19 protein-coding genes, 1 tRNA gene and 1 pseudogene are annotated in these 16,574 nt (G+C 61.3%); 8 read left to right on the forward strand and 13 right to left on the reverse strand.

The window, feature by feature from the left end:
• Positions 1-312: 312 nt before the first annotated feature.
• The 5 genes from infA (at position 313) to AQZ49_RS19830 (ending at position 2,508) form a co-directional block, all read left to right on the forward strand.
• A complete protein-coding gene (gene infA / locus AQZ49_RS19810; protein ID WP_067620046.1) occupies positions 313-558 on the forward strand; it encodes a translation initiation factor IF-1 in 246 nt (81 codons plus the stop codon).
• A gap of 27 nt (positions 559-585) precedes the next feature.
• Positions 586-1,176: a Maf family protein gene (locus AQZ49_RS19815; protein ID WP_067620049.1), complete on the forward strand. Its 591-nt coding sequence runs from the start codon at positions 586-588 to the stop codon at positions 1,174-1,176.
• Complete coding sequence (locus tag AQZ49_RS19820; protein WP_067620055.1) at positions 1,169-2,164, forward strand: ribonuclease E/G; 996 nt, start codon at positions 1,169-1,171, stop codon at positions 2,162-2,164. The genes AQZ49_RS19815 and AQZ49_RS19820 overlap by 8 nt, the downstream gene beginning before the upstream one ends.
• Complete coding sequence (gene yacG, locus AQZ49_RS19825) at positions 2,161-2,343, forward strand: DNA gyrase inhibitor YacG (RefSeq protein WP_067620059.1); 183 nt, start codon at positions 2,161-2,163, stop codon at positions 2,341-2,343. Before AQZ49_RS19820 ends, yacG begins: the two co-directional genes overlap by 4 nt.
• Before the next feature lie 89 nt (positions 2,344-2,432).
• Positions 2,433-2,508 (forward strand) — tRNA-Phe (locus AQZ49_RS19830).
• A gap of 9 nt (positions 2,509-2,517) precedes the next feature.
• On the opposite strand, the gene xerC is transcribed toward AQZ49_RS19830, so the two are convergent.
• The 3 genes from xerC to AQZ49_RS19845 all read right to left on the reverse strand — a co-directional run bounded on the left by xerC (position 2,518) and on the right by AQZ49_RS19845 (position 5,831).
• Positions 2,518-3,633: a site-specific integrase gene (gene xerC / locus AQZ49_RS19835; RefSeq protein WP_231739334.1), complete on the reverse strand. Its 1,116-nt coding sequence runs from the start codon at positions 3,631-3,633 to the stop codon at positions 2,518-2,520.
• Positions 3,634-3,810: 177 nt separating this feature from the next.
• Positions 3,811-4,605 (reverse strand): hypothetical protein, encoded by a 795-nt coding sequence (locus AQZ49_RS19840; RefSeq protein WP_231739335.1) that lies wholly within the window; start codon positions 4,603-4,605, stop codon positions 3,811-3,813.
• An 89-nt stretch (positions 4,606-4,694) separates the two neighbouring features.
• Positions 4,695-5,831, reverse strand: coding sequence for a hypothetical protein (locus tag AQZ49_RS19845; RefSeq protein WP_067620068.1), 1,137 nt, complete (start codon positions 5,829-5,831; stop codon positions 4,695-4,697).
• 299 nt (positions 5,832-6,130) lie between these two features.
• On the opposite strand from AQZ49_RS19845, the gene AQZ49_RS19850 reads away from it, so the two are divergent.
• The 3 genes from AQZ49_RS19850 (at position 6,131) to AQZ49_RS22415 (ending at position 7,887) form a co-directional block, all read left to right on the forward strand.
• Entirely contained in the window at positions 6,131-6,367 is a 237-nt protein-coding gene (locus tag AQZ49_RS19850) for a hypothetical protein (protein ID WP_231739336.1), read from the forward strand.
• Positions 6,364-6,738 carry a helix-turn-helix domain-containing protein gene (locus AQZ49_RS21960; protein ID WP_082701931.1) on the forward strand — a complete coding sequence of 125 codons (375 nt, stop codon included), beginning with the start codon at positions 6,364-6,366 and terminating at the stop codon, positions 6,736-6,738. The genes AQZ49_RS19850 and AQZ49_RS21960 overlap by 4 nt, the downstream gene beginning before the upstream one ends.
• A gap of 702 nt (positions 6,739-7,440) precedes the next feature.
• A complete protein-coding gene (locus tag AQZ49_RS22415) occupies positions 7,441-7,887 on the forward strand; it encodes a hypothetical protein (RefSeq protein ID WP_156428407.1) in 447 nt (148 codons plus the stop codon).
• 218 nt (positions 7,888-8,105) lie between these two features.
• Here AQZ49_RS22415 and AQZ49_RS19860 read toward each other — a convergent pair whose 3' ends face one another.
• From AQZ49_RS19860 to AQZ49_RS19895, 10 genes and pseudogenes are all read right to left on the reverse strand, one after another.
• The gene (locus tag AQZ49_RS19860) at positions 8,106-8,426 is read right to left on the reverse strand and encodes a hypothetical protein (protein ID WP_067620080.1); all 321 of its coding nucleotides are present in this window, start codon (positions 8,424-8,426) and stop codon (positions 8,106-8,108) included.
• Between the two features lie 2,204 nt (positions 8,427-10,630).
• Positions 10,631-11,572: pseudogene (locus AQZ49_RS23040) on the reverse strand (phage tail length tape measure family protein); the annotation flags it as partial.
• A gap of 41 nt (positions 11,573-11,613) precedes the next feature.
• Positions 11,614-12,006 (reverse strand): hypothetical protein, encoded by a 393-nt coding sequence (locus AQZ49_RS19870; RefSeq protein ID WP_067620085.1) that lies wholly within the window; start codon positions 12,004-12,006, stop codon positions 11,614-11,616.
• 5 nt (positions 12,007-12,011) lie between these two features.
• A complete protein-coding gene (locus tag AQZ49_RS19875) occupies positions 12,012-12,527 on the reverse strand; it encodes a hypothetical protein (protein WP_067620090.1) in 516 nt (171 codons plus the stop codon).
• A 155-nt stretch (positions 12,528-12,682) separates the two neighbouring features.
• Positions 12,683-13,474 (reverse strand): HK97 family phage prohead protease, encoded by a 792-nt coding sequence (locus tag AQZ49_RS19880; protein WP_067620092.1) that lies wholly within the window; start codon positions 13,472-13,474, stop codon positions 12,683-12,685.
• A 16-nt stretch (positions 13,475-13,490) separates the two neighbouring features.
• Positions 13,491-13,781, reverse strand: a complete 291-nt coding sequence (locus tag AQZ49_RS19885) for a hypothetical protein (RefSeq protein ID WP_067620096.1) — start codon at positions 13,779-13,781, stop codon at positions 13,491-13,493.
• The gene (locus AQZ49_RS19890) at positions 13,778-14,674 is read right to left on the reverse strand and encodes a hypothetical protein (RefSeq protein WP_067620099.1); all 897 of its coding nucleotides are present in this window, start codon (positions 14,672-14,674) and stop codon (positions 13,778-13,780) included. The genes AQZ49_RS19885 and AQZ49_RS19890 overlap by 4 nt, the downstream gene beginning before the upstream one ends.
• Positions 14,675-14,683: 9 nt before the next feature.
• Positions 14,684-15,121 carry a hypothetical protein gene (locus tag AQZ49_RS22420; RefSeq protein WP_156428408.1) on the reverse strand — a complete coding sequence of 146 codons (438 nt, stop codon included), beginning with the start codon at positions 15,119-15,121 and terminating at the stop codon, positions 14,684-14,686.
• A 305-nt stretch (positions 15,122-15,426) separates the two neighbouring features.
• On the reverse strand, positions 15,427-15,771 hold the full coding sequence (locus tag AQZ49_RS21965; RefSeq protein WP_082701933.1) for an HNH endonuclease: 345 nt from the start codon (positions 15,769-15,771) through the stop codon (positions 15,427-15,429).
• On the reverse strand, positions 15,768-16,331 hold the full coding sequence (locus AQZ49_RS19895) for a hypothetical protein (protein ID WP_067620101.1): 564 nt from the start codon (positions 16,329-16,331) through the stop codon (positions 15,768-15,770). Before AQZ49_RS19895 ends, AQZ49_RS21965 begins: the two co-directional genes overlap by 4 nt.
• Positions 16,332-16,574: the final 243 nt, after the last annotated feature.

The following is a 16,574-nucleotide window of genomic DNA, read 5'->3' on the forward strand; positions in this document are numbered from 1 at the left end:
GGGGGGGGGGGGGGGAAGGCTCGGCAAACCGGGGCGTTAGGCGCAGCATGCCCCTTGCGAAAAGCACCCCTGATGGGCAACGGACAAATAGTATCATTTTGTCGCCCAGCGACATTTCTGTGCCGAGACGGTTCGGTACTGGCCGGTTCGGCGCCGCGCACATGCGCAGTGGGCTTTTCTTTTCGCCACTTTCCCGTTATGGGCGCGACGCGCAGGCGTTGCCCAGACACTGCGCAACCGATACGCAACCCTCTTTCGACTCTCGCCAATGGGGCGAGTACACGCAACACAACAAGGCAACCGAATCCGTCGATGGCGAAAGAAGAACTCCTGGAAATGCGCGGCTCGGTTGTCGAACTGCTGCCGAACGCGATGTTCCGCGTGCGCCTTGAAAACGATCACGAAATCCTCGGCCACACGGCGGGGAAGATGCGCAAGAACCGCATCCGCGTGCTGGTCGGCGATGAAGTGCTGGTCGAATTGACTCCCTATGATCTGACCAAGGGCCGCATCACCTATCGCTTCATGCCCGGTCGCGGCGGCCCCGGCCAGTTCTGATCAATCCGGTAAAACCCCGCGTGCGTCATGTCTGACGCTCCGCATGTGCCCCTGGTGCTGGCCTCTGCCAGCCCGCGTCGCCGCGAACTGCTGGCCCGCATCGGCATCGCGCCCGACGCGATTGCCCCCGCCGACATCGACGAAACCCCGCATCGCGGCGAACGTCCGCGCGCGCATGCCGTGCGCCTGGCCGCTGAAAAGGCGCGCGCCGCTGCCACGCTGCGCCCCGATGCGGTCGTGCTGGCGGGTGATACGGTGGTCGGCGTGGGCGCGCGCATCCTGCCCAAGGCCGAAGATGCGGCAACCGCGCGCTCCTGCCTGACGCTGCTGTCGGGACGGCGTCACCGGGTGTGGTCGGCGATCGCGGTGATCACCCCCGATGGCCGCCTGCGCGAGGCGCTGAGCGAAACCGTGGTGCGGTTCAAGCGCCTGACGCACGCCGAAATCGAGGCCTATCTGGCCGGGGGAGAATGGCACGGCAAGGCCGGGGGCTATGCCATCCAGGGCAGCGCCGAAGGGTTCTGCCAGTGGCTGGCGGGCAGCCATTCGGGCGTGGTCGGCCTGCCCTTGTACGAAACGCGCAAGCTGTTGCTGGCCGCAGGGGTCGCGCTTGGCTGAATGGATCGTCGAGGCCGGGATCGGCGAAGATCGCGCGGCCCTGATCGAGGATGAGGCAATCCTGGCCGCGCGGCTGTGCTGGCACGAACCTTGGCGCGCGGGTGCGGTCACCCCGGCGCGGCTCGATCATCGCCATCGCGGCACGCGGCGCGGTGCGGTGCAATTGCCCGATGGCACCATCGCGCAGATTGACGCCTTGCCCACCGACCTGACCGAAGGCGCCACACTGACCGTGCGCATCACCCGCGCCGCACTGGCCGAACGGGGCCGCTTCAAGCTGGCGCAGTGCCGCCCCGCCCCCGATACCGTCCCTGCCCCCGCGCCGACGCTGGCACAGGCACTCGCCCACACTGGGCTGCCGGTGCGCCTGGCAGGCGCCACCGACCGCGGCCTCGATCGCGCCGGATGGCACGATCTGATCGAACAGGCCGTCACCGGCGTGATCGATTTTCCCGGCGGGCGGCTGACCATCAGCCCGACTCCGGCGATGACGCTGATCGACATCGACGGGCCGCCACCGCTGGCACCGCTGGCGATGGCGGCGGTTCCGGCCTTGGCCGGAGCGCTCGCCAGGCTCGACATCGGCGGATCGGTCGGCATCGATTTTCCGGGGCTGGAATCGCGTGCGGACCGCCAGGCCGTCGATCGCGCACTCGACAACGCCCTGGCCCAGACCGGCTGGCGCGGCGAACGCACCGGCATGAACGGGTTTGGCCTGGTCCAGGTGATCAGCCGCCTCGAACGCCCCTCGCTGATCGCGCGCATGGCGTTCCACCCCGCGCGCGCCGCCGCCCATGCCCTGTTGCGCCAGGCAGAGCGCATCGATGACCCCGGCGCGCTGCTGCTCGTCGCACATCCGGCAGTGCTGGCACAGATCGACGCCCCCCTGGAAGCCGATCTAGCGCGTCGCAGCGGTCGGCTGATTCGCCGCGACCCACGCCCGGCCCTTGCCCTTCACGCCGGTTTCGCGCAGGCCATCGCCCCATGACCAGCCCCGTTGCCACCCCCCGCCCCTGCCCGATGTGCGGCAAACCCCGCAGCACCGATTACGCCCCGTTCTGCTCCGCCCGCTGCCGCGACCGCGACCTGCTGCGGTGGCTCGACGACGGCTATGCCATCCCCGGCAAGCCCGCCGACCGCCCCGACGACGACGACGCCGCAAACTGACAAAAACTGTCATGATGGGGCTGGACAAGCCCCCCGCGCTTCGCCATAGGCGCGCTTCCAACGCGTCGGCACTGCCAACGCAAGGCCATGCCCGGGTAGCTCAGTTGGTAGAGCACGTGACTGAAAATCACGGTGTCGGCGGTTCGATTCCGTCCCCGGGCACCATCACCGCAATTAATCATCTGAAATACCTTCATTTTTCTGAGGTTGGGAACCTTCCGAAATTGCAGGTTGGGAATCGAAGGCCTCAAAAGCAGCGTTTATGCCCTTTGCGGCCAGCGTCGATCGATTGGCCTTCGCGCGGTAATAGGCGAACGTTTCCGCCTTTTTGTGGCCAGTGATGGCCTGCCCCTCGGCGTCGGTACCACCACTCTCTGCCACTCGGCGCGCAACGGCTTTGCGGATGCCGTGCAACGAGTGATCCGGCAGACCAGCTGCATCGCACCACTTGCGCACGCGGTTGCCGAATCCGTCGACCGTGAACCGCTTTCCGAATTGCGTCGTGACCAGGTGTTTGATCGGTGCGGCGGGAAGCGCCTCGAGCGCGGCCCGCGTGGTCGGCAATAAGGGCACGGTGCTCTCGTTATTGCCCTTCACGTGCGCCGTCACGATTTCATTGCCGCGAATGTTGTCTCTGGTCAGCCCGGCGACGTTGCAGCGCCTGCCCGACGTGTTGAGCGCAAGTTCCAATACCAGCCGGGCCATCGTTCCGAGCGGATGCGCGGCGCGGTACTGCGCAATATCGAGTTCGGTCCACATGACCGAACCTTCGCCTTCCTTGAAAGTATCGGTCAGCCGGGCAGGATTGGTGTCGCGCCAGCCGATCTTGATCGCAGTGTCCATCAGCCCAGACAGCACCTTACGCAGCACGTTCGCGGCCGCTGGCGTCTCGGCCATGCCTGCAAGGATGTTTTCGAGCCATGTGACCGTGACTGCATCGGTCGGACGTTCGCCATAGCGGCGACCCTTCTGGTCGCACCGGTCGAGGAAGCGCTCGATGATCCGACTTTGCACCAGGCGGGTGCGCGCGGCCTTCTTGCTCCACTTGACCTGCTTCTTATGCTTGGCGAACAGATCATCGAGCGATCGTGGTGTCACCATCATGGGCGATCTGGCCGATATCTTCTCCTTCGGCCCCCGCTCGATGATCTCGGCGTAAGCGCGGTGGAATTCAGCACTGCCGGGATCGCCATGCAAATAGGAACTTGGCCAGCCCTTGCGCTGGAACCGATAGCGGATCTTGCCGTGGCGATCCGGCTGAGCATAGACGCCTTTTGGAAGGTCAGACATCGTCATCACCCCATACATGCGGCAGAACTGGCACAGGTACCGGTTCGGGCTCGCCAAGGATGATGTCAATGCAGGCGTTTGCATAGTCCAGACGTACGCGCGCGCGCCCGGCACCAGCCTTCATCGCAACTTTCACAGCGCGATCAATCTCAGCCTGGGGGATGCGCGCCGGGACGGTCATGACACGTCACCAACTTTGGCATCGCAAAGCACCGCATCGGGCTTGGGCTCTTCCAGTTCCACGATCCTGTCTGGCCACAATCCCCTAATCAGTTTGACAAATGGGACATAGAACGCGGCACTGTCTGGATATCGGGTCACAGATGAGCCCTCGTAAGTGGGTTCAATATCCGCCTCGCCGTCCTCATTTAACCATGCAAGCCAAAATGATTCGTCAGATCGCTCAAAATCCAATATATTTGGATTGAATAGATCCGAGCAAATATACAGCCAACGCATGTCGTACACATTCAATGATTTTGCAATTTTTATTAAAAAATCTTTCCTTTCATCGTGAGCGATTTGGTTAAATTTACGCCAGTAATCAATTATTTCATCTTCATAATAAGTTAGGTTATATTCAATAAATTTACCATGTTGATCAAAAACAGGTATTTCGACATCTTTTGTCCTTCTAAAGAGCAATTTATGAAGGTCTTCGATATCGATAACGTCATTATATGCGATATTCCTCTGCCGCATAATTCGAATACCGTGCTGCAATCCTTGCGCAAAAGCTCTCAGAACACCGATGTTGGCACCAAGAGAACGCATTGCATTCAGAATCACTGCAACATTAAGTTGCTCATAGCTGAAGCGTCGGTGCTCTCGCGGCGCGGCAGGCAGCGGAATCAGCAATTCCTCTTTGATCCAGAAGCCCACGACATCATCGGGTATAGCGGTCTGTTCCCGCAGTTGCTGCCGGCTGAACACCTGATCCACGGGAAAGGGATTTTGGCCGTCGTGTCTCATTTGGGTTTGATACACCTATGTCTTCGATGGCACAACAGGGTTGAAACACCTAATTTAAACATAACAAGAACGTGGGCCGATGTCGGCCGCTACGCGCCCAGCCGCGCCGACATGGCTTGCAGATCGCGCAGAATATCGACGAACAGCCGCTTTTCACAATCAAGCCCCGCTGCGTTGAGCCGGTCAAAGTCGCCGTTGATCAATGCAGCGTTTTCGTCCCTGTCGCCAAATGAAGCATCGAGCGCCAGGCGCAGCTTGATCGAAATGCCTTCAGGCGTCGTCGCTTTGGCATCCAAGATCTGCTGTTCGACGGCATCGACGGCGGCCCAATGCGGCGCCTCTATCCGTTCCAGTTCCTCTTGACTGCAATCCAGAGGCAGTGACCCTTCGTAACCATTGCGGATTGCAAGCCACAGCGCCCACGCTGCGCGCAGGGGCGCATCCTGATCGACTGGCAAAGATCGCGCCGGCTGTTCGGCTTGGGGACCCTCGGTCGCCAGGGCTCCGCCGACGGGGCCAGCCGCAAGCAAGCGGTCGAGGTCCGCGAAAATCTGTTCGATCTCGCCAGCCGGTGGGTGGGGCATGACCTTTTCCACCAAGAACTGCTCGAGCTTCCAGCGCAGGGCCTGCCCATCGGGGGCTGGTGTCCGCAGGGCCACGCGGCGAGCCTGGTCAGTGACATCGTTCACCTGGTCCATTGCGCGATCCGCCGCTTCGCCGAGCGGGTCGCCGATAGGCAGATCAGCTTCTAACGGATTGAACACTGTTTCGCGAAACAACGCCTCAAATCGGTCGGCCCGCTCGAATGTCGCCATCGCCGATTCCCACGCGGCGCGCGCACCCGTATCGGGTTTGGCCAGCTCATCGAATGCGATCTTTCGCTGGCCAGTGGCAGCCAGGTAGAGCGACTGCCCGGTGTATGTGGCAGGCAGGCCTACAGGCAGACCCTGGGCGCCTGCCAACAACAAACGCTCCAGCGCCTTGCGCTTTCCCGGGTTGGCCTCGATCTCGCGCCACAGGGCCCTTGCGGCGACGGTCTCGATCGTTTCACGGGCGCGCGGCGTCCAGCCGATCGATATCCTGTCATCGGCGCCGACAACCCACCAGCCGCCGACTTCACTGAAGCGCTTGAGCCAGGCGGCGGGGTCAAAATCGGCAGCGTTCCCAATCACGCCGGGTTGTGGGTTTGCGCTGGGCGCACGGGTGCGTATGCTGGTTTCAGCCATGGTCGATCCCTTCATGATCGGTTGCGGTTAGAGCCGGACGGTCGTTGGTAGCTTCCGTTCGGCTCGAACTTCTGATATCAGATGATTATGAGCACTGCAAGTTCTGATATCAAAAGCCCCAAGCGACCAGGTCAATCTGGCGTACCAGTGCTTGTCCGCCTTCAACCCGCTGATCTTGATCAACTCGATCAATGGATTGCAGCCAATGCGCCGAGCACCAGCCGACCGGAAGCGGTCCGGCGCATCATTCGCTCTGTTGTGGCGGATTTGCCTGGATCGGTCATAAGCGGCTACGCAAAGTGATTTACGATGCTGCCGCGCGGGTCGAACTCCGCGACAATGCCAATTTGAGCTGCATTCACACCACACTTGGCCATGCTCTCGATCTGGTCCGCACTTGGGACGGCGATCGCATTCGTGCTGCCGAAATTCGGTTTGAAAATCGCCCGGCCACTTCTGCCGAAGACAACGCAATATCGGGAGGGTCGATTATCGCGCTTTTGAGCGCGCCGACGGGGATCGAAGCGGGAAAATGACCGACACTGGCAATCGTATCTCGAATGCGCGGGTGCCCGCATCCACGTCGGATACAGCCCGACCAATGTCCGTACCCCAACTTGCCACGCGCTGGGGATGCTCCGATGGCCTGATCTACAAGCTGATCAAGGAAGGCCGTCTGCAATGCTTTCGGCCTGGTACACTCATTCGTATTTCGGTCGCCGAAGTGGAGCGGTTCGAGGGGCAGCCAGCCGCTGTTGTGCATCACGATGTCGCCACAGTGTCGGTTGCTGACCCATATAACAGCGCGTTGCGGGATGAAGTCGAACCGGCGGTGCGCCATTCGGCTTTGCCCCGGATCGCACGCAAGCGGCGACGGAGACCTCTGCTTGAGCGGGGCTCCCTGTGAGCGCGGCCGATAACCGCTGCGAACGCACGCGCGACAACCCTCGCGGGGACTGGACGATCCAAATTTGGACGCTCCAAGTTGGTACGACGCGTGCGGGGTGGATATTCGAGTGAGCACGCCTGGCAGATACCATGCAGTCACATTCGGCCCTCTCGCGATCGACAAAATAAACCGGGCGCTGGGCACCAGCCGACCGGAAGCGGGCCGGCGTATCATCCGCTCTGCTGTGACGCGCGAACCTTTATGACCGACGATTGCCCTGAGCGATTGCATTCAGAACGCTTGAACAAGCTGACCCTTGTTGGGTTCGGTTTCAAACTCGCTTGATTCTGTCGGCTTTTTCCAACAAGACGTTTGTAGAGCGTTGAAAGCTTGCAGGGAGTGCTTATATTTCCGTGGAAATCCGGTGGTTTGGTGTTCGTCAGCGCGCTTATGCGGACGAATCGTTAACCCGAAATTCAAACACGGAGTGCGATAAGCTATGCCGATCGGCATTCGACCATTTATGAACATCAACCACACAGAGAGCATGGCCATGTCCGCAGACAAGCACAACAGGCCCGCTAACCATCATCGGACCCCTGCACCCCAGCCGGACTACAACGACGAGATTTCCGACGTCCAGATAGAGGCGATCCGGCGCCTCGCTGATCCGGAAGCAAAGCGTTCGAGCAAGCGTGTGGTACTGTATCCGCACGTCGCATGAGCCTGACTTTTTTCCCGATATCGACTCTCCCGGCACCATACGACGTCGTATGGTGCCGGTTTCCGTTTGATGACAGCCTCGGCACTCCTGGTCCGAAACCTCGGCCTGCCATCGTGCTGAACATCGCGGCAGACGTGGACGCTGGCGAAGGCGAGGTGCAACTGGTTTACGGCACGACCAAGTTAAAAACATTGCATCGCCCACGTGATTTTTTCGTCACTAAGCTCCTCGAAATGGATGCATGCGGTCTCAATAAGGCCACACGATTCGACCTCGATAAGGTCGCCTGGATTCCGTGGGCTGGCGAATGGTTTGCGGCCTTGCCCGGATATAACACGCCAGTAATTGGCCGGCTGACCCAGCATGGCCAAACTCTACTTCAAATCGAATTGAGTTATCGCCAAGCTCAGAATCTTCGACAAGTTGAAGCGGACGAATCATGAGCGCGTACGACTATGAGGTTGGCGTGCGCCACGTTGGCGCACGTGGTGCGCGGCAATCCGATCATTAGCCAACCGTGGGCATTTGCCCATTGTTGCCGTCCGCGCCACGTGTGACGATATCGTCACGCACGACAGTTCGGGGCGATCCGTTCGTTGGCCAGTTGTTCCCATATGGGAACAACTGCCGTGGCGCCCCCAAATTTGGGGCCGCGTCGGTTTCACGAGAAGGTCGTAAAACCGGCAGCGGGCCCGGCGCCAGCCGCATCGATGCTCTTGCCCATGACAGCATCAAGCATGTCGATCGTCGTTTGCAGCTGTTCGCGCGCATGGGCGAACACCTTGGGCAAGCTGCCGGATTGCGGGGCGCCCCTCTCGAGGCCCAGCAGCACGATGTCGATATTCTCGCGCAGTTCGGCCGCACCGATCGCACCGCGCTGCAGCAGCGTGACCACGATCGCGCTGATCATCAAGCTGTTGGCGGTGTCCGTTCCGGCCAGGCGGGTGAAGTTGGCCTCGATGGCTGATTCGTTGTCGTTCATGTGGTCCCTCAACTGAATGCGCCGACGCGCGCCTTGTTGCGCATCATGCGGTGGAAGTCCGAGAAGTTGCTTTCGATTGCTTTGACGATGGCTTTGCCGTCCGCGCCATGGGCGTGGATCGTCGGCGAAAAGTGATTGTGCGTGTCACCGCCCCTGCCACCGCCGCTGTCCGCACCGCTGGCTGCGCCGCGCGAGGTCATTTGCATCAGTGCGGCATTGTCAGCCTTGGGAATGATGCGTTCGCCCGCGTGGATCTGGGCGACCATGTCAGTCGGCACAAAGTTGGTACCGACCGCGAACGAGCCCAGCGCCAAGGCGGCGGATTCCATTGCGCCGCCGAACTCCGGGGCGCCAATGTCGAGTGGCCAGGGTGCGGCAGCCATCGACGCGACACCAGCCGCGCCCGCCTGCGCCGCCAGCGCGACGACTGAGGTCTTGGCTGCGGCGACGGTCGCGGCAGCGCCCGCAGGTGCAGCTGCTGCACTCGACTGCCCCAAGAGCTTTGACGCTGCCGCCATCAGCACGTGTTTCACGATCCAGTCGGTGGCCATCTTGGCGACCTGCTGTTCGACTTCACGAACGATGGAACTGTAAATGCCGATTCCGAGCTGTTTGAAGGATTCCTGTCCGGCGATCATCTTGCTAAAGCCCGTGACAGTCGCGTTGACCGTGCCGCTAATGTAGCTGGCGTACGCTGCTTTCTGCGCCGCGATGCTTGCCTGTTGCTCTTCGCGGAGACGATCCTGCAGTGCCTTTTGCTTTGCGGCCCATTCCGCGTCCAACGCTTCCTTGGCGGCGACTGCTTTCTTGTAGTCCTGTACACCGATGTCGCCAGCCGCGCGGGCGGCTTCGACATTCTTTTGCAATTGTGCATCCTGGGTCGCCTGCAGGGTCGTGGTCGCGGCGATTTCATCCTGTATCGCCTTGATTTTGACCGCAGCTTCCTGCTTCGCAGCGGCGGCGCCGCCGAAGAAGCTGCCTGCCTCCTTATCCTTGATCGCAGATGTCGCGATCTTGGCTTCCTCGTCCGAGATCTGCTTGCGGGTTGCAACCTGCTGGCGAAGGTTCTCGATCACCTTGGCGCCCGCCTCCTGATCCTGCCGGAGCTGGGTCAGAATATGCTCTTGCTGCGCGCGCTCCTGTTCCTTGAGCGCATCCTGAAAGGCGCGGGACTCTTCATGCTGTTTGCTGTCAATATAGGCGACCTTCTCGGCGATGATCGCCTTTTGCTTGTCCCAGTTGCCTTTGGCCGCCTCGATCTGGTCGTTGTAGTCGGCGATCTGTGCCTCGTACGCCTGCCGCGCGAGGGTCTTGTTGGCCTCGTGAATATGGGCCTCTACCTCGCGCAGCGCGGTGGCGCTGCTGCGTGCGGCGGCCAGTTTGCCTTGCCAGAACGACAGATCCATTGCCGCCTCGTCGGCGAAGTAATCCTTGCTGGCGTCTTTCATTTCGCGAAGCTGTTCGGTCCATTGCTGGACCCGATCATCCTTGGCCTTCGGCGCGCGGGTCTTGTCGGCTGCGGTGGCGGCGGCATCATTGGCGCGCTGCGCTGCGTCCTGGGGGCTCATAACCTCCCCGGCGGTGTCGAGCGCGGTCTTTTGCCGGGTCAGATCGGCGATGCGCCCGCTATCCTTCCCTTTTCGCGCCTCCGCCAGTTGCTGATCGAGTTCGGCCAGCCGGTGCGCCTTTTCTGCCGATGGCAGATAGGTATCGATGGCGCGCTTGTAATCGGCAAGCGCTGCCTGGTCGGCCCTGACGGCATCACTGTTCGCGCCGTGCAGTTTCGTGTCAGCGGCCAGCGCGGCTTGCAGTATCTTCATTGATCCCGCGAGCTTTTCACGCTGTTCGGCATCGCGCGCTTCTGGTGTCGTGCCGACGATCGCCGCCCCTTGGCCGCTGGCCTCTTTGAGTTGCGCCAGGTTCTGCAACGATTGTGCTGCTGCAGCCTGGGCCTGGGCCTGTTTGACCTGGTTGCCGGTGGCGAGGTTATAGATGTTCACCCGCTCGGCAAGCCCTACATAAGCGGCACTGACCCGCCCGAGCCATTCATAGTCGTCCGATAGAACGGTGACGGATTTGGAAAAAATCGTGTTGAATTCGGCACCGGCCGATTTTGCCTGATCAACGCGCTGGCGCAGCGCCTCCGCGATAACGGCCACGGCACCGGCCTTGTCGCCAGCATCGCTCATGGTCCGGATCTGTTTGATCTGGGTACTGTCGAGGATGCCCAGTTCGGCGTTTAGCTCCTCTGCACCGCGCACCGGGTCGTGCATGGCCTCGGCCAGCTTTTTCTGCGCGTCTGCCGCATCCTGCCCGGTCAGGGCAGCATACCCCTTCATCGACCCCACCAGGCTGCTCACAACCGCCTGTGACCGCGCGCCCGCACCAGCGAATGCCGATGCCGCCTCGGTCGCCGCGCGAATCGACACGCCCGAATATTGTGCGGCCGATGCCGCCGCCCCCATCAGTTGCGAGGCCGTGAGCTGTGACGCCGCGCCAAGCCCGACTGTGGATATAAGCAGATCGTTCTGGGCTTGGTCGAACTGGTATGCTGCCACACTGGCCAACGCGATCGGCGCGACGATGCTGGCAATTGCTGCGGCTGTTCCGACCACGCTTGGCGTCAGGATGCCCAGCCGGCCGGCCAGGATCGTGGCACTTCCCGCCATGCGGTTGAAGTTGCCGCGCGATAGCTCGCGCCCCATGACCAGCAATTCGCGGGTGACCCCGGCCGATCCATGGGAGGTGTCGGCCATCGCCGCAATCAGCGGTTTCGCATCGTTGGCCACACCCAACTGTTCCGCGCGATATGCTAGCATCTGTTTTTGAGACATGCCCGCCGTGGCGGCCTGTTCCCGGAGCTGGGCAAGGAACGCGGCGCCGGCGTTTGTGCTCAGTTTTTGCGCTTCGGTCAGTGTCTTGTATTCGTTAGAAAGGCCGCGAAATGCTGATTTTGCGTCAACCAGCGATTGTGTGAGGGCCAGGTTCTTGGCCGCCGCCTCCTTGCTGGTATCGCCCATCGCGATGGCCTTGGCAGCATTATTGGCCTCAATGGCGGTCTTTTTCATCACCGCTTCGGCGGCCGCCATCTGCACCCGCAAATCGGCGATATCACCGGTGACTTTTACTTGGACATTCGAGGTCATGGCCTGCCCTTTCGGCGGTCAGTCAAAAGTGATTGTCGTGATCAGGCAGCCTTCGCCAAGTTGAACTGCCAGCCACCGGTCTGGTTTGCGATCGCAAGAAACGCGTCGAACAATTCGAGCGGTCGGATCGGAAGGTCGTCGAAAAACTCGCGCGTCAAGGATGGATCCGCTGCGCTTGCGCCAAGGAAGGCCAGTTCTGCCAGATTATCGATGTCGTCACCGGTCAGATTGAGCATGCCATCGGCGCCAAGTCGGTCGAACAGACCGCCGCTGATCAGTTTTGCGGACAAGGGGTACGCCTCGCGGTTCCACCGGATCGGCAGAGGTGGCACGGCAAAGGTCTGCCCACCCAGCGTGATCTCGACCGGCGCGCGGGGACGGTCATTTGACGAGTTGGCCTCGGGCACGGTCTTGGTCTTTCGGCGGTTGGTCATTCGGTTCACTCCTGATTGGCGGCATCTGCCGCACGGGTAACGACGGCTTCGAGCCGTTCAAAGATATTGCCTTGCATGGCCGCCATCGGACCGCGCACGAAGAAATCGGGCGCCAGGTTGGGGGTGCGCTCATAGGCCTCGACTATCGCTATCTCCGGGGCAGCGAGCATCCTGTCGAACACATGATCGAGCATGAACGCGTGTTCTTTGACCTGTTGGCGCTTGCCGCTGCTGCCGTATTCAAGCGCCCCGGCTTTCTTGAAGTCATTCTGATCAGCGCCATCGCCTTCGAAATTTACGACTGCGCCGACGACGTTGGGCTCATTTACGATCAGGAGCTGCTCCTCGCTGGCCAGCCGCCCGGTGCGGTGGGGAACCGCAGCGGCGACCAGCTCGAAAGCCTCGCGCCCGAGCGCGTTCATCTCCTTCAGCAGCTCATCGCGGAGCTGGTCGGGGAATTCCTTGAAGCGCAAGGCAGCCTTGACGGTGCCACGAACTTCAAAGCGGATCATATCGTCCATGGTGGTCTATCGCCTCTTCGAGATTTCACCGGCCGCGCGGGTCACTAATCCGCCGCCGGGTTTCGGGGTTTGGTAGATGACGCCTAACGGGCACTCGCCGAATGACCCCGGACCGGACGGTGGAACTGGAACACCTGGGCCGGCCGCCCAATTCATCACAAACCCAGCCGCCGCCGCAGCGCCGCGACATCGCGTTGCCGCTGGGTCAAATCAAATTCGCGCAACGCAATCGCGCCCGGCGACAATTCGATTGCCACGAGATGCCGCTGTCGCCGCTCATAATCTTCACCCATCGGCGGGTGGGCCAGCTCCAATGCTGCGCGCGCGCGTTGGCGTCGCTCAAAATCTGCCGTTTGCGTGTCGCCTTCGCCGCACACGGCACCCCCTGCACCCGCCACCACCCCCGCAATTGCGGCGCGGCATCGCTCGGCATCGTCGTGCGCTTGTTTCAGGATAGCGGCATTTGCGCTGGAAATGGCCTTGCCCTCGCGCGCCGCGCGGGCCGTCACGACCGCGCCGGTATCGGCCGGAACGCTGACAAAGCTCAATTCCAGCAATTCCCACGCCGTGATGCGTTGACCGCCGCGCGGTTTTTTCGGATCGAGCGGCACCATGTCGATCGGGTCAAACCCGACCGAAACAGCGCGGATGATGCCCGCTTTTGTAAGCCCCCTGATTTCGTCTGCCTTGTGGCTGATGCCGGTCGGCGCAAACCGGATCCGGGCACCAATCTGATTGCTACCAACCGAGATGTTTTCGGCATTGCCAATCGGGTGATCGGGAGAATGAGACCACAACACGATCGGGTTGGCACGATAGTTGGCGAGCTGGCATCCCTGTGGCACCAGCACATGGCCGTCTCGTGCCAAGGCAGATGTGGACATCACAACCTCGACCTCATCCGGGCCCAGGTTGGAGATCTGCGCGGCGATCAGCTTGCGGATCATGGCCATATTGGTCCTCTCAGTCCGCCGTCGCGGCACCCGCCGCGATAAGTGCGGTGGCGATACATGCGAACGTCGTGATCACGCTGCCCGACGGGATCGTGCGCGGGCACCACGGGTTGGTACCGCCGGTGCCCGTTTCGCTGGGCGGGCTGGGCCAGCCAGGCGGACAAATCTGCGCGAAATCTTCTGTCAGCTGCACCCGGATCGGTGCGGCGGTAAACGGTGGATTCTGCGCGTCGGCATAGATCGGCGTAGCTGCGCCGGCGGGGGCAGCCGTGCCAACAAGGGTGAGGCCCGCAGGCGTCATAGCAATGTCTCCTCGGGAGGCGCAACGGTCGCTGGGTTCTCCTGCATCGGCGTGGGAGCGGCCAACTCGGCCGCACCATTGCGCATCAAGATCACAGCGTGATCATGGTCGACCGCGATAACGTCACCGCTCTGCAGGTTGCCCCGGTGCTGTCCATCAACTCCGCTTCGCAGCATCACGACCAATCGCTGGCCTTCGCGGGCGACCTCTCGCAAGGGATCCCGGTGCCGGGCGAACATTGAGGAATTATTGGGTTGCGGTGCGGTTTTCGCCTTCGCCTCACTTGGCCCAGCCGCCGCCGACCGACCGACCTCTTTCGGAGGCAAGCCGGTGGTGGCGGGCGTCTGCCGTTGTGCCGACTTCCGCTGGCTCGAGCTCCTGCTGCGCTGGAGATTGGCTGCAAAGGTTTCGAGCAAATCGGCGGCCAGCACTGGCATTGCGCCGATCATGGGTGGGATCGGCGTTAAGGAATATTCGTGCCCGAAGCCCTCCGACCTTATCGCTTCACGCCCGGCGATCATCTTTTCAGCCGCCAATCGGGCATCGTGTGCCTTGGCCAAAAATTCGTCCGCTGCCTCAAAGAACTCGGCGCGGACACTGTCAAGCCGCGCGGCGCGCGCCGCATCGCGAGCGATATCGAGGCGCTGTTTCACCTCAATGATTTCCGCATCAATTTTTCGGATGCGGTTTTGTGCGGCTTTGATCCCGGCCATTGAGGTCAGGAGATCATCAGTCTCGGTCAATTCATCCTGTTGCGCCGTCAGGTCCTCGATCCGCGAATACAGTTTGCTACCCTCACCATTGAGGATACGGAGCTGATCTTCGAGCACCGCGATCGTGCTCGCGAGATCAGCCGGCGGGCTACGTCTGACTATTTTCATCACGCCCTTCATCGCAGATCCTTATTCAGGCATTCGCCTCTTGCCGTATGATCTTGACGCTAAAGCGTGGCCATTGCCGCCGGTTTGTTTGGCCACGGTCGGATCGCCTAAAATGCGGCGTAACGTCCTCACAGAAAGGACTTTTCCGCCGCACGACTTGAGCACGTGATATAGCGCCAGGTTGCGCCGATGAGCTGGCTCAGCGCGATCTTGGTCATACCGCCAGGAGCCGTCCGCGTAGCGCGACAGTCGCTGGTGAATTGTTTCGGCGATGCCTACAAAGTCCCCGGTCAAGCCTTCGGCCAGCCTAAAAATTCGCTCATCACGCTCGGCCTTTGCCGCGTGATTGAGCAAGCTGGGCGTGAACAAGTGTGCAAGGGCGGCGCGCGTCGCGACCGGCAGAGCTTCGATCGCTTCGTGCCAGGCAGCCATATCTGCAGATGGTGGCGGGATCATCATAGGGGGGGATGGTGACGGTCGGGGCATTCAATTCCCCCCGTCCGATTTTCTTTCCGGAAAAAAATTCGTCTCGAAAATAATTCGGGCGCTCTCGATCGTCCAAAAACGCCTGAAATCCCCCATTTTACCCCTGACCAAAATCGCTCGATTATTTTTCCTACCCCCTGCAAAATGCTCTTCGAATTCTTTGGTTAGAAAAAAAATATCTGCGTAACCCCCACGTTGGTGCGCCGCAACGGGCCGCCCCCATCCTAAACCCCCTAGGGGGTCAGGGGTGGGGATGCATCGGGACTGCCCCGCTATCATCATGTGAACCGGCGCGCGGCGCGGGCGCGTGCTGTCTTGGCCGCGTGGTGAGCGCCGCACAGGCACTGGCCATTGGCAATGTCGTGCAGAGGACCGCCGTCCTTTATCTCTACCATATGATCAGCGAATAGGCGATGATAAGGCGCTGATTTTTTGCACCTTTCCCCATTCTCATCCACGAATTCACAACGTGCACCGGCACGCGCGATCACTTGGTCGCGCCAGGCCCGGTGCTCCCGCGTTTGGTAGACAGGCGCGACAGTCTTCGGCGGCAATGCGACACTGCGCCCCGATGCGGTGGCCATGCCTCGTTTGAATGTCGTGATCTTGGCACGCTTCATCATTTCGACTCCTGGTCATCAGTGATCACCGCCGCCCGGATCTCATCGAGCTCAGCCCTTGTCGGTTTCCATCGCTCATGCACCAGCTGCAAGACCTGCTGTCCGCCGCTATCGCGAAGTGAAGCCACACGTTGTCGAGCGGCCAATCGCTCGTCGGCGTGCTTGACGATAATCGGCACGATCTTGCCATGATGCGTGGCGTTGCGTCGGGCTTCTCGGCAAGCCTCTGCCAGAATATCGGGTGGGTAATGTCCAACCTCGCCGGCCGCGACCGTCAACCAATCATCGGCCTCTCGACGGGTCATGCCAACAGCGCGGACAAGCACCAGGCACGATGCCACCAGTGCGAAAACCTCATCCACCGATGCCGGTTCGAGCGTAGCCAAAGCTTGGGCTTGCCCGCCCAGCAGCGAGCCGTTTGGCGGTGTCCTGTGTGGTTTCCCGCTGATCGCCAGCCCGCCATGCGGCGATGCCAGCGTCAAGCTTGTCGAGTGCTCGTCCGAAGGCGTCTCCGCCAGATTGAGGCCCGGAAGCACGTCCGCGATTGCTCGAGCTTCGGTCATTGCGATGCCTTTCGTCGTGTACCCGGCGAACCCAGTTTCGCCACGTCGCCTGCCAGTCCAGTTTCACGCCCTTCTGGCCAGGCGCTGCCTTTGCCCAATCTCGAAATCTCGCCATCTCCCGCTGGAGCTCGCCATCGGGCCATGTCGCGATGTCCGATGCGAGTTCACCGTCGAACGGTTCAGGCTGCCAATCAGGTGAAAGCCGAGTGCCCTTACGCGCGCGGGGTTGAATATCCGGGTGGG

The sequence above is a fragment of the Novosphingobium sp. FSW06-99 genome, assembly GCF_001519065.1.
Taxonomy (GTDB): Bacteria; Pseudomonadota; Alphaproteobacteria; order Sphingomonadales; family Sphingomonadaceae; genus Novosphingobium.

Excerpts from the sequence above, each read along its gene's own strand:
- infA (WP_067620046.1), top strand. The coding sequence starts at position 313 with ATGGCGAAAGAAGAACTCCTGGAAATGCGCGGCTCGGTTGTCGAACTG.
- AQZ49_RS19815 (WP_067620049.1), top strand. The coding sequence starts at position 586 with ATGTCTGACGCTCCGCATGTGCCCCTGGTGCTGGCCTCTGCCAGCCCG.
- yacG (WP_067620059.1), top strand. The coding sequence starts at position 2,161 with ATGACCAGCCCCGTTGCCACCCCCCGCCCCTGCCCGATGTGCGGCAAA.
- xerC (WP_231739334.1), bottom strand. The coding sequence starts at position 3,633 with ATGTCTGACCTTCCAAAAGGCGTCTATGCTCAGCCGGATCGCCACGGC.
- AQZ49_RS19840 (WP_231739335.1), bottom strand. The coding sequence starts at position 4,605 with ATGAGACACGACGGCCAAAATCCCTTTCCCGTGGATCAGGTGTTCAGC.
- AQZ49_RS19845 (WP_067620068.1), bottom strand. The coding sequence starts at position 5,831 with ATGGCTGAAACCAGCATACGCACCCGTGCGCCCAGCGCAAACCCACAA.
- AQZ49_RS21960 (WP_082701931.1), top strand. The coding sequence starts at position 6,364 with ATGACCGACACTGGCAATCGTATCTCGAATGCGCGGGTGCCCGCATCC.
- AQZ49_RS22415 (WP_156428407.1), top strand. The coding sequence starts at position 7,441 with ATGAGCCTGACTTTTTTCCCGATATCGACTCTCCCGGCACCATACGAC.
- AQZ49_RS19860 (WP_067620080.1), bottom strand. The coding sequence starts at position 8,426 with ATGAACGACAACGAATCAGCCATCGAGGCCAACTTCACCCGCCTGGCC.
- AQZ49_RS19870 (WP_067620085.1), bottom strand. The coding sequence starts at position 12,006 with ATGACCAACCGCCGAAAGACCAAGACCGTGCCCGAGGCCAACTCGTCA.
- AQZ49_RS19875 (WP_067620090.1), bottom strand. The coding sequence starts at position 12,527 with ATGGACGATATGATCCGCTTTGAAGTTCGTGGCACCGTCAAGGCTGCC.
- AQZ49_RS19880 (WP_067620092.1), bottom strand. The coding sequence starts at position 13,474 with ATGATCCGCAAGCTGATCGCCGCGCAGATCTCCAACCTGGGCCCGGAT.
- AQZ49_RS19885 (WP_067620096.1), bottom strand. The coding sequence starts at position 13,781 with ATGACGCCTGCGGGCCTCACCCTTGTTGGCACGGCTGCCCCCGCCGGC.
- AQZ49_RS19890 (WP_067620099.1), bottom strand. The coding sequence starts at position 14,674 with ATGAAGGGCGTGATGAAAATAGTCAGACGTAGCCCGCCGGCTGATCTC.
- AQZ49_RS22420 (WP_156428408.1), bottom strand. The coding sequence starts at position 15,121 with ATGATGATCCCGCCACCATCTGCAGATATGGCTGCCTGGCACGAAGCG.
- AQZ49_RS21965 (WP_082701933.1), bottom strand. The coding sequence starts at position 15,771 with ATGATGAAGCGTGCCAAGATCACGACATTCAAACGAGGCATGGCCACC.
- AQZ49_RS19895 (WP_067620101.1), bottom strand. The coding sequence starts at position 16,331 with ATGACCGAAGCTCGAGCAATCGCGGACGTGCTTCCGGGCCTCAATCTG.